This is a genomic window from Microlunatus endophyticus, assembly GCF_014646195.1.
Taxonomy (GTDB): Bacteria; Actinomycetota; Actinomycetes; order Propionibacteriales; family Propionibacteriaceae; genus Microlunatus; species Microlunatus endophyticus.
Genome location: NZ_BMMZ01000004.1, coordinates 203,844 through 218,723 on the forward strand (window position 1 = coordinate 203,844; position 14,880 = coordinate 218,723).

Sequence of the window (14,880 nt, forward strand, 5' to 3'; positions counted from 1 at the left end):
GGTCAGCCGGCCAACCGGGCCCATTCGCCGGACAGTTCCGACCAGGGCCCGATCGCGGCGACCTCGCCGTCGACCAGGACCACGACCCGGTCCGCCTGGGCCAGCGCGGCTCGCTTGGACGTCGCACCGATGACGGTGACCCGACGCTCGCGCAGCGTCCTCCACAATTCGATCTCGGTGGTCGCATCCAGTGCGCTCGAGACGTCGTCGGCCAGCAGCAGTTCGGCATCGGTCGCCAACGCGCGGGCCAACGCGAGCCGCTGCACCTGGCCGCCGGAGAGCCGTACGCCTCGATGCCCGACGAGGGCGTCCTTGCCACCCGCATCGGCGATGTCGGCATCCAGCCGGGCGCCGGCGACCGGCTCGTCGAAAGCCCTCGGATGGCCGAGCCGGACGTTGTCGGCGAAGGTCCCGGACAGCACGCGGGGCACCTGCGCGACGTGCGCCACCTGACCCGGCCGCAGGAAGACCTGAGGATCGTCGATGACCTCACCGTTCCAGCGGAGCTCGCCGCGATGATCGATCAGCCCGGCCAGTGCCGACAGCAGACTGGACTTGCCGGAGCCGACCCGTCCGACGAGCAGCACCAACTCGCCGGCCTCGACGCTCAGGTTGACCTTCGAGACGCCGATCGTGCCGTCGTCGTGGACGGCCGTCAGGTCGATCAGCTCCAGCTCGCGCAGCCGGGTCCTGGGTGCGGGTTGCGGTTCAGCTGCCGAGCCCGAGACCAGGTCGATGCCGGGCGGCAGATCCATCAGGTCGACGCCTCCGGCGAAGCGGCTGGTCTCGGCCTGCCAGGCGCGAGTGCCGGGCGCCTCGGTGACGACCGCGCCGGCGACCTGGCCGAAGTAGCCGAAGCCGTTGACGGCATTGGCGACCAGCAATGCGGTCGCCAGGCCCCAGACGTTGTGCATGTACGCCGCCCAGGCCGCCACCAGACCGATCTGCACCATCACGACCGGTACGCCGTCCAGGAAGGCCTGCACCCGGTGTTCGCGGACCGCCGCATCCACCCGTCCGCCATCGACCCGCTGCAGATGGGCATGGACCTGCGCGGTCGCAGCGGCCAGCTTGATCGTCCGGGCGGCTTCCAGCGCCGAGACCAGGGTCCGGCCAAAACGAGCCCGGGCCGCCGAGGAGGCGGCGGCGGAGCGGCCGGCGATCGGGCGGCCGATCGTCGACGCCAGCGCCGACGACGCCATCACCGCGAGCAGCACGGCACCGGCGAGCCAGGTGCCGCCCAGCAGGGCGGTCACGACGGCGATCACCAGGCCGTTGAGGAAGTCCACCCAACGGTCGCCGTAACGGGCGAACCGGTCGGCGTCCATCGACCGCGCGACCACCTCGCCCGGTGGCGTACGAGCCAGGCGGTGCTGCCGGGTCTGGCCGTACAGCACCGCCATCCGGGTGCGCAACAGCACCTCGACCCACCAGCGCGGGTAGCGCCAGAAGGCCTCGGCCAGGGCCAGCGGTGCCGCCAGCAGTGTCGCGATCAGCGCGAGTGTCAGCAGCCACGGCGTGTGGCCGGCCCGCAGCCCCTCGACGATATGGCCCCAGACCAGGCCGGTGACCGCGCCCTGGGCTCCGGTCATGCCGGCGAACAGGAACAGCACCGCTCCGATGACGCCCCATTCGGGCCGGATCAGCAATGCATGCGCCATGCCGCGGGCCAGGCTCGGACCGGTGCCGGTTCGGGGACCGACGGGTGGTTCGCCCATCCGTCTCCGGCCGCCCACCATCTCCGCGCTCGGCTCGGCCGCTGCTGTTGGCTGGTCGGAATGGTCCACGGACTGGGCCAGTGATTCTGCGGCCCCGCCGGCCAGCAGCAGCTCCCGGAACGGGCCGGAAGTGACCGCGAGTTCGGCCCGGGCCCCTTGCTGGACGACGCGCCCGTGATCGAGCACCGCGACCAGCGGTGCGCGGGCGATGGTGGACAGCCGATGGGCGATCAGCACCCCCGTGCGCCCGGTCAGCAGCCGGTCCGAGGCCGCGATCACCAACCGCTCGGTGAGCGGATCCATCCGAGCGGTCGCCTCGTCCAGGATCACCACCCGGACATCGCGGACCAGCAACCGCGCGAAGGCGACCAACTGCTCCTCACCTGCTGACAGCGACGTCCCGCCCGGTCCGAGGACAGAATCCAGCCCGTCCGGCAGGTTGCCGACCCACTCGGCCAGGCCGAGCTCGCTGACCGCCGACTCGATCACCGCCCGGGGCAGCTCGTCATCGAAGAGCGCGATGTTCTCCGCGAGGGTGCCGGACAGGATCTCGGTCCGCTGGGTGACGACGCCGACGCCGGCCCGCAGCTTCTGCAGGTCGAGCGTCGTGACGTCGTGGCCACCGAGGAAGACTGTGCCGGGCGGCGGTTCGACCGCGCGTGAGATCAACGAGGCGAGAGTGGACTTGCCGGATCCGGTCCGCCCTACCAGAGCGATCGTCTGCCCGTCCGGCACCCGGAGGTTGATGTCCTGGAGTGCGAAGGTGCCCTCGGCATAGGAGAAGCGGAGGTCACGAACCTCCAGATCGATCTGATCGCCTGGCAGGGCGATGCCACCCTCGGGCTCGGGTTCGGCCGCCAGCATCTGTCGCAGCCGGGTGATTGCGCCGAGCCCGGCCTGCAGATCCGGCAGGTTGTTGGCCACCTGGGCGATCTGGCCGACGAAGGTCGAGGTGACCAGGAAGAGGGTGACCAGCCGGGCCACCGTCATGTGGCTGTCCGCCGCCAGGGCGACGCCGGCGACGCCGATCGCCGCCAGCAGTCCGTGCAGCAGCAACCCTGCCCGGCGGCCGATCCGGCTCTCCACGACGACCACAGCATCGAATTTCTCGTGCACCGCCGCCGACAGTCGTGCCACTCGTCCGAGGACGTGCGGCTGGCCGAGACTCGTCCGAAGGTCGTCCCGGCCGGCGATGCCTTCCTCGAGTGCGGCGGCATGACCGGTCCAGGCCATCTCCTCGATCACCTTGCGTCGGGCGATCTCGGTCAGCAGCCGGCGGATCGCGAACCAGGTGACCACTGCGAGCAGCGGAAAGAGGATGAAGGACGGCCACCAGGTCAGACCGGCGACGATCCACATGGGAATGGTCCCGAACACCGTGCCGGCCAGCATCCAGAGCTGCCAGCGCATCAGGTTGCCGACCTCGTGGGAGTCGTCGTCGACGCGGTCCAGGATCTCGCCGACGGCCTGCTCGGAGAGGACCTCCAGCGGCTGCCGCATCGCGGCCCGCAGCACGTCCTCGCGGAGCTTGCCCTCGACCCGGTCGGAGACGCCGACCCACACGACCTTGCCGACGCTGCTGACCAGTGCGCCGCCGACCACGCACACGGCCAGCAGCCCGACCAGCTGCCAGCTCGGCTGCTGCGCCAAGTGCCCGGCGACCACACTGCCCAGGGTCGAACCGAGGGCAGCAACGGCAGCCGCCACCAGTGCCACCACGGTGAGCGGATTGCCCAGTCGCCGCCAGTCGACCCGGCGGGACGGATCGGCGGGAATCGTCGGAGTCGGGGCGGCAGCGTCCGGCAGCGAGGTCAGAAGGTCGGTCATCAACTGAAAACCTTAGGTTGTGGCACCGACAGCAGTCAGCCGGTTTTCCCGGTCGTGAGCCCTGACGTCCGCCATCCCCGTACGTCATCTCCCTGCGGTCTCCGCAACCTCAAACTTTGATCTTGCGGTCGGCGACACGCCGGCTCGAAGTGGTGCGGGAATGCGCAATCGCAAGGTTCGAGATTCGGTAGCGGGAGGGGATCGGCGGTACGTTTCGCGGGGCGCCCGCCGGCGGGCCGCTCGTACGGGCTACCGCAGTTTGACCCTGGGGTCCCCGTCCGCGTACTCTTGATCCTCGGTGCGTTGACGTGCGCGCACCGGATTCCGTGGTATTGCTCCCGCCGGACCGGCTGAGGTAGCAGACCCGAGCCCGAAGAACAGCGAAGAGAGTAGGTCAGGCGTGTACGCGATCGTGCGGAGTGGTGGCCGCCAGCACAAGGTCGCCGTCGGCGACGTCATCGAGATCGACAAGGTCGGTGACGAGGTCGGCGCGAGCGTGTCGCTGACGCCCCTGCTGTTGGTCGACGGTGAGAACGTGACCAGCGACAAGACCAAGCTCGATTCGGCTTCGGTGACCGCCGAGGTCCTCGGCGCAACCAAGGGCCCGAAGATCCGGATCATCAAGTTCAAGAACAAGACCGGTTACAAGAAGCGCCAGGGGCACCGTCAGAAGTACACCCAGGTCAAGGTCACCGGGATCGAAGGCTGAGGAGCAGGCGAGATGGCACATAAGAAGGGCGCGTCCTCGACCCGTAACGGTCGGGACTCCAACTCCCAGCGGCTCGGCGTCAAGCGGTTCGGCGGCCAGGTCGTCAACGCCGGCGAGATCATCGTCCGGCAGCGTGGCACCCACTTCCACCCGGGTGACGGCGTCGGCCGCGGCGGCGACGATACGCTGTTCGCCCTGGTTCCGGGCGCGGTGCAGTTCGGCACCAAGCGCGGTCGCCGGGTGATCAACATCGTGGCGTCGGAGACGAAGGCGCCAGCCGAGGCTGCGGCCGCGGCTGAGTAATCAGCACAAGTTTCACGAGGGTGGCCCGGACGCTTCGTCGGGGCCACCCTTGTTTTATGCACTCTTGTTTGAGGTAGAAGGGGCGGTGCGCGATGGCGATTCCGAGCTTCGTCGACACCGTCATGTTGATGGTCGCCGGCGGCAAGGGCGGCAACGGCTGCGCCTCGGTGCACCGGGAGAAGTTCAAACCGCTCGGTGGTCCCGACGGCGGTAACGGCGGCCACGGCGGGTCGGTGATCCTCGAGGTCGATCCCGGGCTGACCACCCTGGTCGACTACCACCGCTCGTCACGCCGGATCGCCACCAACGGCCAACCGGGCAAGGGCGATCACCAGAACGGTTCCAACGGTGGCGATATCGTGCTCGCCGTCCCCGAGGGCACGGTCGTCTCCGATGCCGGGACCGGCGAGGTGCTGGCCGATCTGACCGGTGCGGGAACGCAGTTCGTGATCGCCGAGGGCGGTCGGGGCGGGCTCGGCAATGCCGCTCTCGCGTCGTCGGCCCGGAAGGCTCCCGGCTTCGCACTCCTGGGCGAGGAGGGCGAAGAACGCACCATCCGGATGGAACTGAAGGTCGTCGCCGATATCGGCCTGGTCGGCTTCCCCAGTGCGGGCAAGTCGTCGCTGATCGCGGCGATCTCCCGCGCCCGTCCCAAGATCGCCGACTATCCCTTCACCACCCTGATCCCGAACCTCGGTGTCGTGGTCGCGGGCGGCACCACCTTCACCGTCGCCGACGTGCCGGGGCTGATCGAGGGCGCCAGCGAAGGGCGCGGCCTCGGCCACGAGTTCCTCCGCCATATCGAGCGCTGTGCTGCGATCATCCACGTGATCGACTGCGCCACGTACGAGCCGGGCCGGGATCCGATCACCGACCTGAACGTGATCGAGTCCGAACTGGAGGCCTACGGTGGGCTTGCCGACCGGCCCCGGATGGTCGCACTGAACAAGATCGACATCCCGGATGCCCGCGAATTGGCCGACCTGGTCAAGGCCGACGTCGGCGAGCGCGGCTGGCCGGTCTTCGAGATCTCCACCAAGAGTGGCGAGGGGCTTCAGAAGCTGATCTTCGCTGCCGCCGAACTGGTGGCCGAACGCCGTGCCGCGGCTCCGGCGCCGGAAGCGCTCCGGGTCGTGATCAAGCCGAAGCCGGTCGGTGGTGGCCCGGAGTTCACCGTCGTCCGCGAGGGCGACCTGTGGCGGGTCCGCGGTGACAAGCCAGAACGGTGGGTACGCCAGACCGACTTCACCAACGACGAGGCGATCGGCTATCTGGCCGACCGGCTCAACCGGGTGGGGATCGAGGAGCGACTGCTCGAGCTCGGCGCGATTCCGGGTGACACCGTCGCGATCGGTGGCGACGACGCGGTGATCTTCGACTTCTCCCCGCAGGTGGACGTCGGTGCTGAGATCCTCGGTCGCCGGGGTGAGGACAACCGGTTCCTGAGCGATCGTCCGGCGGCCCAGCGCCGCAAGGCCAAGGACGAGGAATACCATCGCGCCCGGGAGGCCGGGGAGTTGCAGCCCTACCAGATGCCGACCCGTGTCGATGATGACGACGTCACCGGCGATGATCAAGAAGCATGATCAGGAAGGCTGATCGGGAGCGACGATGACCGAGATGGTGCGGCGCGCCGCCATCACTGCTGCCCGGCGGATCGTGGTCAAGGTCGGCTCCTCGTCGCTGACCACGGCGGCCGGTGGTCTTGACCCGAAGCGGGTTGGTGCCCTGGTCGACGCACTGATCTCAGTACGCCTTGCGGGCCAGGAGATCGTGCTGGTGTCCTCCGGTGCGATCGCTGCCGGACTGGCACCGCTGGCATTGCGGACCCGGCCTCGTGATCTTGCCACCCAGCAGGCCGCCGCGTCGGTCGGCCAGGGGCTGTTGGTCCAGGAGTACGCCCGGCTGTTCGGTGCCTGCGGGCTCACAGTCGGGCAGGTGCTGCTGACCGTCGATGATGTCACCCGCAAGAGCCACTACCGCAACGCGTCGCAGACCTTCGACCGGCTGCTCGAGCTCGGCGTCGTACCGATCGTCAACGAGAACGACACCGTCGCCACCCACGAGATCCGGTTCGGCGACAACGACCGACTGGCCGCGCTGGTCGCCCACCTGGTCCGCGCCGATGCGCTGGTGATGTTCAGCGACGTCGACTCGCTCTACACCTCCAACCCGAGCAGGCCGGGCGCGCGTCGGGTCACCGAGGTGCGTACGGTCGATGATCTTGCCGGCGTCGAGGTCGGCGGGATGAGTGCATCGATCCTCGGCACCGGTGGCATGGAGACCAAGATCAACGCGGCCCGGATCGCCACGTCCGCAGGGATCCCGGTCGTGCTGACCGATGCCACGGCGATCGTCGGTGCGTTGGCCGGGGATCCGGTCGGCACCTACTTCCACCCGACCGGCAAGCGCCGGCCCAGCCGGCTGTTGTGGCTGGCCCACGCCACCGACGCCCACGGCGAGCTGGTCCTGGATGCCGGCGCCGTCGATGCCGTGCTGCGCCGGCACGCGTCGCTGCTGCCGGCCGGGGTGACCGAGGTCCGGGGCGAGTTCAGCGCCGGCGATCCGGTCAATCTCGTCGGCCAGGACGGCACCCTGATCGCTCGCGGCCTGGCCAACTACGACTCCTCAGAGCTGCCGGATCTGCTGGGCCGGCATACCGACGAGATCGCGGCCGAGCTGGGGGAGGGTTACGACCGTACGGTCGTCCACCGAGATGCGCTGATCGTTCTGCCCTGACAACCGAGCGGCGCTCCGGCAGGACAAGCCTCACGGTTGGTCTCACGATGTGCGCTCGCACCGCGGTTATCAGGCCCAGGGTCAGCCCGCGGCGCGCAGACCGGCGAGCACGGTGTCGAGGATCGGCCGGCGATAGCTCGGATCGCCGGGGATCTTCGCTACGGCGACGACCAGATCGAGGATCTGGTCCAAAGTCAGCGTGGCCTGGATCTCATGCGCCTTCTGGGCGGCGGCGAGCAACGGCGCACCGGAGGCGACGACCCGCTCGCGGCTGCTGCCGAAGACTGGATCGGCACGATCCGTGTGCTCGAGGAGTTCGATCGCGACCGGTCGCTTGTCGGTCACATACTGGAAGAACCGCCGCAGCCACGCGGTGAGCCGCGCTTCGGCGGTCTCGCCCTCGGCGTCAGCTGCGGCAGCGCAGACTGCCTCGACCTCGTCGACGAGCAGCGCCTCGAGCAGATGTCGCCTGGTGGGGAAGTTGCGATAGAGCGTTGCCGAGCCGACACCGGAGCGCCGGGCGATCTCGATCATCGACACATCGCGACCGGCCGGATCGTCGTCACGGAATGTCTCGCGTGCCACCTGCAGGATGCGCTGCCGATTGCGTACGGCGTCGGTGCGCTTGGCTGGTTTCTCGGTCATCGTCAGAAGTCCTTGCGAAATGGGCAGGGTGTCCGTATCGTTGATCCGGACACCCTGCCCGTTTTGGTGCCAACTCTACCTGACGGTCTTCTGCAAGGAGCGATGATGGATTACGGCTATCTCGGACGTACCGGGCTTTCGGTGAGCCGGCTGTGTCTGGGTGCCATGATGTTCGGCGCCTTCGGCAACGCCGAGCACGATCACTGCGTACGGATCGTCCACCGTGCGCTGGACGCCGGGATCAACATCATCGACACTGCGGATGGCTATTCACATGGCGAGTCCGAAGAGATTCTCGGCAAGGCGCTGACTGGTGGACGTCGCGACAGTGTGATGTTGGCGGTCAAGTTCGGGCCACCGTTCGACGCCGATCCCAACCACCGTGGCGCTTCCCGGCGCTGGATCATCGAAGGGGTCGAGGCGTCCCTGCGACGACTGCGGACCGACTGGATTGATCTCTATCAGGTCGGCGTCCCGGATCCGCACACGGACATCGACGAGACGCTCGGTGCGCTGACCGACCTGGTACGGGCCGGCAAGATTCGTTCGTTCGGCACCTCCAAGCTGCCGGCGTCCGAGATCGTCGAGGCCCAGTGGGTGGCCGATGGGCGTGGTCACGGGAGACCCCGCAGCGAGCAGTCGCCGTACTCGATCCTGACCAGGGCGGTCGAGTACGACCTGTTGCCGACCTGTCAACGCCACGGCATCGGGGTGCTGGCCTACAGCCCGCTGGCCGGAGGCTGGCTCTCGGGTCGCTACCGCAAGGACACCACGGTGACCGGACCGGGCGCGCCGGCGCGGGCAGGTCGCCGACCAGGGCGGTTCGACTCGGACAATCCGGCCAACGCCGCCAAGCTCCACGCAGTCGATCGGCTCGGCGCGCTGGCCGACGAGGCCGGTCTCACGCTCGTCCAACTGGCGGTCGCCTTCGTCACTCGGCATCCTGCGGTCACCACGGCAATCATCGGGCCCCGGACGATGGAGCACATGGAGGGCTATCTCGCCGCGGACGGGATCAAGCTCGCCGATGACGTCCTGGACCGCATCGATGGGATCGTTGCGCCCGGAACCACGGTCGACATTGCGGACAACATGTGGGAATTCGGTACCACCGCCCTCAATCCGCGGTCCCGTCGGCGATGACAGCTCCGACTCCGCCGTGGTCTCGTCCGGTCCGCCGCGGTCTGGTGCTCGCGATCTGTTGTCTCAGTGTCGCCGTGACCGGCATCGACATCACCATCGTCAATGTTGCGCTGCCGTCGATCGGTCGAAGTCTGCACGCTTCGGTCAGCGGCCTGCAGTGGACCATAGGCGCGTACACCCTGGTGATCGCCTGCCTGCTGGTGTTGTCCGGCTCGCTGGCCGATCGGTACGGCCGCAAGCGGATCTTCCAGCTCGGGCTCTGCGTCTTCTCGGCCTCCTCGTTGCTCTGCGGTGTTGCGCCGGGCGTTGGGTGGCTGATCGCATTCCGAGGGCTGCAGGCAGTCGGCGGATCGATGCTGAACCCGGTCGCCATGTCGATCATCGTCAGCGTCTTCACCGAGCCGAAGGAACGGGCCCGGGCCGTCGGCGTCTGGGGATCGGTCATCGGGGTCACGGCAGCGGCAGGACCGATCTTGGGCGGTGTCCTGGTCAGCGCGCTCGGCTGGCGCTCAGTGTTCTGGGTCAATGTGCCCGTGGGCATCGTCGCAATCGCGTTGACCCAGCGCTTTGTTCCCGAGTCCAGGGCAGAACGGGTACGGGCCTATGACCCGCCCGGCCAGGCGCTCGTCGTCGTGCTGTTCGCGTCGATCATCGTCGCCACCATCGAGGGTCCCAACCGGGGCTGGGACTCTCTAGCGATTGTCGGTCTCTATCTGCTGGCGGTTGCCGCGCTGGTCGGCCTGCTGGTCGTGGAATCGCGGCAACCGGAGCCGTTGATCGACCCACGGTTCTTCCGCAGCCCACCGTTCGCAGGGGCCAACCTGATCGCGCTGGCCATCTCGGCCAGCCTGGGGGGATTCCTGTTCCTCAACACGCTCTACCTTCAGGATGTCCGAGGCACGGGTGCGCTGCCCGCTGGGTTGATGATCATCCCGTTGGCTGTCGGACAAGGAGTGTCGGCCAATGTGTCCGGGCGGTTGCTCGCCGTAAAGGGTGCACGACTGCCGCTGTCCCTGGGTGGCGGCTTGCTCGCCGTCGGTGCCCTACTGCTGATGCCACTGACCGTCCACACTTCGATCGCGTATCTGTTGGTCACCTACGCTGTCTTCGGTCTCGGTGCCGGTCTGGCCGCGCCACCGGTCACGCACACCGCCGTCTCGGGGCTCCCTCGGGATCAGGCTGGTGTTGCGGGAGCGGTGGCCTCCAGCGGCCGACAGTTCGGCATCGCCATCGGTGTCGCGGTCACCGGATCGATCGTGGCGCGCACCGGCGCGGACTTCATCGCCGCCGGCCGTGCAGCGTGGTTGGTCCTGGCCGCCTGCGGTCTGCTCGCCATGCTGCTCGGCCTGATGTCTACGAGCCGTTGGGCCCTAGCGACCGCGCGGCGCAATGGCGACCGGCTCGCCTCTCGTCGGTAAGAAGCTCCGTTGAGTCGCTGGGAATCCGTCGGGCCTGTCGCCGTGGCGCGACACTTCAATCGGTGACCGTGTTGTCCTCGTCTCACTGGCCACGGCACTCGAGGCGGAACTCCGGGCAGGATCGCATGACGGGCGATGCGGCGGCCGGATTCATCACTTGAACTCGCGGACCTCCTGCGGCCAGCCACAAGCCTCGGCGACCTTGCCGGCCCACACTTTGGCCTCGTCCAGCGTGGGAACGTTGATCGCGGTGAGGCCGCCCAGATACTCCTTGGTCTCCACGTACGGCCCATCGGTGATCACCACTGTGCCGCTGGTCGCATCGGCGCTGAACGCCTCCTCGACCTCTTCGACCAGACCACCGGCGAATATCAGGACGCCGGCGTCTTTCATCTCTTCGACGACGGCCTTGGCCAGTGGTCCGCGACTGGCGAACCACGCCGCGTCGTGATCGCCGACCCACTGCTGGTTGAAGAAGATCAGGTATTCGGCCATCTCTGCTCCTCGTTCCGGGTGCGCGCTTTCTGCTCGCAGTCTCACACAATCAACGAACGGCTGGTCCCGGTTCCGACACCGCCGGCGCGGAAGTCGAGTTGTCGCGAGTTCGAACGCCAGGGAGTCGCGATTCGCCTTCGCAACTCGAGTTGTCGCGACTTCCGCTTGGCGGGTCGACGGAAGTCGAGTTGTCGCGAGTCTGACGGCCGGATCGTACGAATCCAGGCGCGCCGAAGTCGAGTTGTCGCGAGTTGTGCGGCTTGAGGGTCGCCGACGTCGACCGGCCGGGGATCAGGTGAGCTTCTGCACGGTCTGCTGGGCGCCGACCTCGTGCAGTGAGCGGAGCACCTCGAGGTAGGGCTCGGTGAACCGCGGCTCGTCGACAAGATCACCGAAGAGCTCGCGATTGGTCAGGAACGCCAGTTCGTCGGCATCCGGTGCGATCTGCTTGGCAGCGTACTTCTTAAGCGTGTCGGCGATCCGGTCGTTGATCTCGATCGGCTGACCGTCCTCGTCGACCGCCTCGCAGTAGCGGGCCAGCGAGGCGATGATCGCGGCGGCCAGCCGCACCTCGCCGTCGTGGGCGAGCTGATGGCGTACGACCGGGAGCACGAACTTCGGGATACGGTCCGATGCCTCGAGGCACAGCCGCTGGACCTGGTCGCGGACATGGGAGTTGGCGAACCGCTCGATCAGCGAGTCCTTGTATTCTTCAAGATCAACTCCGGGGACCGGCTTCAGCGTCGGCGTCCCCTCGCGATCCATGTAGGCGCGGGCAAAACGGGCGATCGCAGGATCCTGCGCCGACTCGTGCACCAGCCGATACCCGGAGAGATAACCGAAGTAGGCGATCGCCTGGTGTCCGGCGTTGAGCAACCGCAGCTTCATCAGCTCGTACGGCTCGACGTCGTCGACGACCTGCACTCCGGCATCCTGGTACGGCGGCCGTCCGAGCGGGAAATGATCTTGCAGCACCCACTGCTCGAACGGCTCGCAGACCACCGGCCAGCCGTCCTTGACACCGTGTTTCTCTTCCAGGGAAGCGATGTCGTCGGGTGTGGTCGCCGGCGTGATCCGGTCGACCATCGAATTCGGGAACGCGACGCTCTCGATCATCCAGTCGGCGAACTCCGGATCGGTCAGCCGGGCATACGACGTGAAGGTGCCCTTGGCGATCTCGCCGTTGCCCTGGATGTTGTCGCAGGACATCACGGTGAACGGCGGCAGGCCGCGTTCGCGGCGACGCTTCAGCGCGGCGACCACCAACCCGTACACGGTCTTCAGCGGTTCGGACGACGCGACCTCGTCCAGGATCGCCTGGTTGTGGTCGTCGAACCTGCCCGTGACTGCGTCGAGGTTGTAGCCGCCCTCGGTGATGGTCAGCGACACGATCCTGATCTGCTCGCTCGCCATCTTCTCGATCACCGCGTCCGGGTCGTCGGGCGCGAAGAGGTAGTCGACGATCGACCCGATCACGGTCACCGCCTGGCTGCCGTCCGGTGCCTTCTCGACGAGCGTGTAGAGGCCGTTCTGCGCCTTCAGCACGTCCCGCATCCGGGCGTCGTGGGGGAGTACGCCGACTCCGCAGATGCCCCAATCGGTCGCCTTGCCCTCCCGCAGCAGCCGATCCAGATACATCGCCTGGTGGGCCCGGTGGAAACCGCCGACACCGAAATGCACGATCCCGGCTGTGACCCGGGACCGGTCATAGGTGGGCAGCGCAATGCCCTCCGCTTCAGCGGGCAGGTCCGCGGACAGGTCGATCACGGGGGTCATGGCGGAGCCATCCTCCTTCGGGTAGCTGTTCGGCCGATTCTGTCCATCATGTCAGCATCGCGCGCTGCCGCGGCGACGGGCGGCATTCAGAGTGAGGCGTGATAGCGCACCAGCGGCAGGAACAGCTGGTGCGCGATGTCGTCGAGGGCCTGGTCGGACGGTGCGGCCCGCTCGGCCAGCATGGCGTACCGGATCAGTACGCCCGGCATGGCCAGCACCGCATCAGGAACGGGTGCGGCGCCGATCTCTCCGCGGCTGACGGCCTGGTCGATGACCTGCCGGAAGGCGGTCGGGACGACGGCCTTGGCCTCGTGGGGGATCTCGTCCAGCTCGCCGAACAGTCCGGTTGCGACGTCGATGCCGATCTGCTGGATCCGATCCGCCAGATCGTTCAGGAGGGCGAGGACGTCGGCTTCGAGGCTTCCGGTATCCGGGGCGTTCCCGACGACTGTGCCGGCGTGGGCTCGTACGGTCGCCAGCACCAGCGCCGCACGTCCGGGCCAGCGGCGATAGATCACCGCGCGGCTGGTGCCGACCGTACGGGCCACGGCGTCGATGGTGAACGCCGTGTAGCCCTCGCGCTGCAGCTGGACCCAGGCCGCCTCGAGCAGGGCCTCCTCCAACTCCTGCCCGCGACGGCGGCGGACTGGACTGGCATTGGTCTCGGTCTCCACATGGCGAGGATACATGTGTATCTTAAAGTCGTAAGATACACATGTCTCTTAGGGGGAGTGATGGCCAAAGCGCGATTGGAACCGTTGGGGTGGCCGTTGATCCGGCTGGCACTGGTCGTGGTTGTCGGCGGCGTGGCGCCACTGGTCGATACGACCGTCGTGAATGTCGCACTGCACACGATCAGCACCGACCTGGACGTCGGCACTCGGGCGATCCAGTGGGTCACGACGGCCTATCTGCTCACCCTGGCCGTAACCGTGCCGGTCACGGCGTGGGCATCAGACCGCTTCGGCTCGAGAAGGGTCTGGGTGGTCGGACTCGCGCTGTTCATGATCGGCTCCGGCCTGTGTGCGCTGTCGTGGGACTTCGGGTCACTCGTCGCTTTTCGTGCTGTGCAAGGAGTCGGGGCCGGGATCATGCTGCCGGTGCTGCAGACGATCCTGGTCCGGGCCGCCGGGCCGACCAAGATCGGTCGTGTGCTCACTGTCGTGATGCTCGTGACCACGATCGCGCCAATCGCCGGTCCGCTCGTCGGGGGTGCGATCGTGGACGCGGTGAGCTGGCGCTGGGTCTTCGTGATCAATCTGCCGATCTGCGTCGCGGCGATCCTGCTGGCGCTGCGATTCGTGCCCAGTTCACCGGCCCAGACCCAGAAGCGGCTGGACCTGCCCGGCGTACTGCTGCTGGGCATCGGGACCGCGGCGTTGCTTTTCGCGCTGAGCAACGCCGCCGGACGCAGCGATCATGCAGTCGCGTCCGTGTGGTCACCACTTGCGGCTGGCCTGATCCTGATTGCGGGATTCGTCGTGTGGAGCTTCACCAGGGGCGAGGGATCGGCGGTTCCGGTTCGACTGCTCTCCAACCGGGCTTTCGGCTCTGCGACCGCAACGCTGTTCCTGACCGGGCTTGCGCTCTACGGGGCGCTGTTCCTGATCCCGCTGTATTTCCAGCAGCAGCGTGGTCTCACCGCTTTGACCGCCGGGGCCGTGCTGGCACTCCAAGGCGTCGGCTCGCTCCTGACCCGATGGGTCGGCAGCATCGTCGACCGTATCGGCGCCCGGTTGATCGCGGTCCTCGGTGTGCTGTTATGCGCGGTGGCCACCGTTCCCTTCGCGATAGCGACCACGCGGACGAGCTGGGTACTCCTGGGCGTCGCGTTGATCATCCGCGGCGGTGCGCTGAGCGGAGTGAACATCGCGATCACCACGGGTGCCTTCGTGGACCTGTCCCGGGATCAGGTCCCGGCCGGCTCAGCGATCGTCCGCCTCGTCCAGCAACTCGGCGGAGCGGCGGGCACCGCGGTGTTGGCCACGGTCGCGGCCGCCGTGGGCTCGGTCACCGGATTCCACGCGGCATTCTTCTGGAGTATCGGCCTGACTCTGATCGCGCTCATCCCTTGCCTGGCAATCCCTACCAGGCAAGGGATGTAGCA

At 67.8% G+C, this 14,880-nt stretch carries 12 protein-coding genes; 7 read left to right on the forward strand and 5 right to left on the reverse strand.

Annotation, left to right across the window (positions count from 1 at the left end; all coding sequences use genetic code 11):
• Nucleotides 1-2: 2 nt before the first annotated feature.
• Nucleotides 3-3,545, reverse strand: a complete 3,543-nt coding sequence (locus IEY07_RS09965; protein ID WP_188895083.1) for an ATP-binding cassette domain-containing protein — start codon at nucleotides 3,543-3,545, stop codon at nucleotides 3-5.
• Between the two features lie 400 nt (nucleotides 3,546-3,945).
• Between IEY07_RS09965 and rplU the strand changes: the two genes are divergently transcribed.
• The 4 genes from rplU (at nucleotide 3,946) to proB (ending at nucleotide 7,296) form a co-directional block, all read left to right on the forward strand.
• A complete protein-coding gene (rplU, locus tag IEY07_RS09970) occupies nucleotides 3,946-4,254 on the forward strand; it encodes a 50S ribosomal protein L21 (RefSeq protein ID WP_188895085.1) in 309 nt (102 codons plus the stop codon).
• Between the two features lie 12 nt (nucleotides 4,255-4,266).
• A complete protein-coding gene (rpmA, locus tag IEY07_RS09975; RefSeq protein ID WP_188895086.1) occupies nucleotides 4,267-4,557 on the forward strand; it encodes a 50S ribosomal protein L27 in 291 nt (96 codons plus the stop codon).
• 92 nt (nucleotides 4,558-4,649) lie between these two features.
• A complete protein-coding gene (gene obgE, locus IEY07_RS09980; protein ID WP_188895088.1) occupies nucleotides 4,650-6,143 on the forward strand; it encodes a GTPase ObgE in 1,494 nt (497 codons plus the stop codon).
• A gap of 34 nt (nucleotides 6,144-6,177) precedes the next feature.
• Nucleotides 6,178-7,296, forward strand: coding sequence for a glutamate 5-kinase (proB, locus tag IEY07_RS09985; RefSeq protein WP_229669969.1), 1,119 nt, complete (start codon nucleotides 6,178-6,180; stop codon nucleotides 7,294-7,296).
• Between the two features lie 81 nt (nucleotides 7,297-7,377).
• On the opposite strand, the gene IEY07_RS09990 is transcribed toward proB, so the two are convergent.
• Entirely contained in the window at nucleotides 7,378-7,941 is a 564-nt protein-coding gene (locus tag IEY07_RS09990; protein ID WP_188895092.1) for a TetR/AcrR family transcriptional regulator, read from the reverse strand.
• 105 nt (nucleotides 7,942-8,046) lie between these two features.
• Here IEY07_RS09990 and IEY07_RS09995 point away from each other — a divergent pair, with 105 nt between their 5' ends.
• Entirely contained in the window at nucleotides 8,047-9,084 is a 1,038-nt protein-coding gene (locus IEY07_RS09995) for an aldo/keto reductase (protein ID WP_188895422.1), read from the forward strand.
• A complete protein-coding gene (locus tag IEY07_RS10000) occupies nucleotides 9,081-10,502 on the forward strand; it encodes an MFS transporter (protein ID WP_188895094.1) in 1,422 nt (473 codons plus the stop codon). Before IEY07_RS09995 ends, IEY07_RS10000 begins: the two co-directional genes overlap by 4 nt.
• Before the next feature lie 153 nt (nucleotides 10,503-10,655).
• Here IEY07_RS10000 and IEY07_RS10005 read toward each other — a convergent pair whose 3' ends face one another.
• From IEY07_RS10005 to IEY07_RS10015, 3 genes are all read right to left on the reverse strand, one after another.
• On the reverse strand, nucleotides 10,656-10,997 hold the full coding sequence (locus IEY07_RS10005) for a YciI family protein (protein WP_188895095.1): 342 nt from the start codon (nucleotides 10,995-10,997) through the stop codon (nucleotides 10,656-10,658).
• 291 nt (nucleotides 10,998-11,288) lie between these two features.
• The gene (locus tag IEY07_RS10010; protein ID WP_188895096.1) at nucleotides 11,289-12,773 is read right to left on the reverse strand and encodes a mannitol dehydrogenase family protein; all 1,485 of its coding nucleotides are present in this window, start codon (nucleotides 12,771-12,773) and stop codon (nucleotides 11,289-11,291) included.
• An 86-nt stretch (nucleotides 12,774-12,859) separates the two neighbouring features.
• Nucleotides 12,860-13,447, reverse strand: coding sequence for a TetR/AcrR family transcriptional regulator (locus tag IEY07_RS10015; protein WP_188895097.1), 588 nt, complete (start codon nucleotides 13,445-13,447; stop codon nucleotides 12,860-12,862).
• 60 nt (nucleotides 13,448-13,507) lie between these two features.
• On the opposite strand from IEY07_RS10015, the gene IEY07_RS10020 reads away from it, so the two are divergent.
• Nucleotides 13,508-14,878 (forward strand): DHA2 family efflux MFS transporter permease subunit, encoded by a 1,371-nt coding sequence (locus IEY07_RS10020; protein ID WP_188895099.1) that lies wholly within the window; start codon nucleotides 13,508-13,510, stop codon nucleotides 14,876-14,878.
• Nucleotides 14,879-14,880 lie beyond the last annotated feature (2 nt).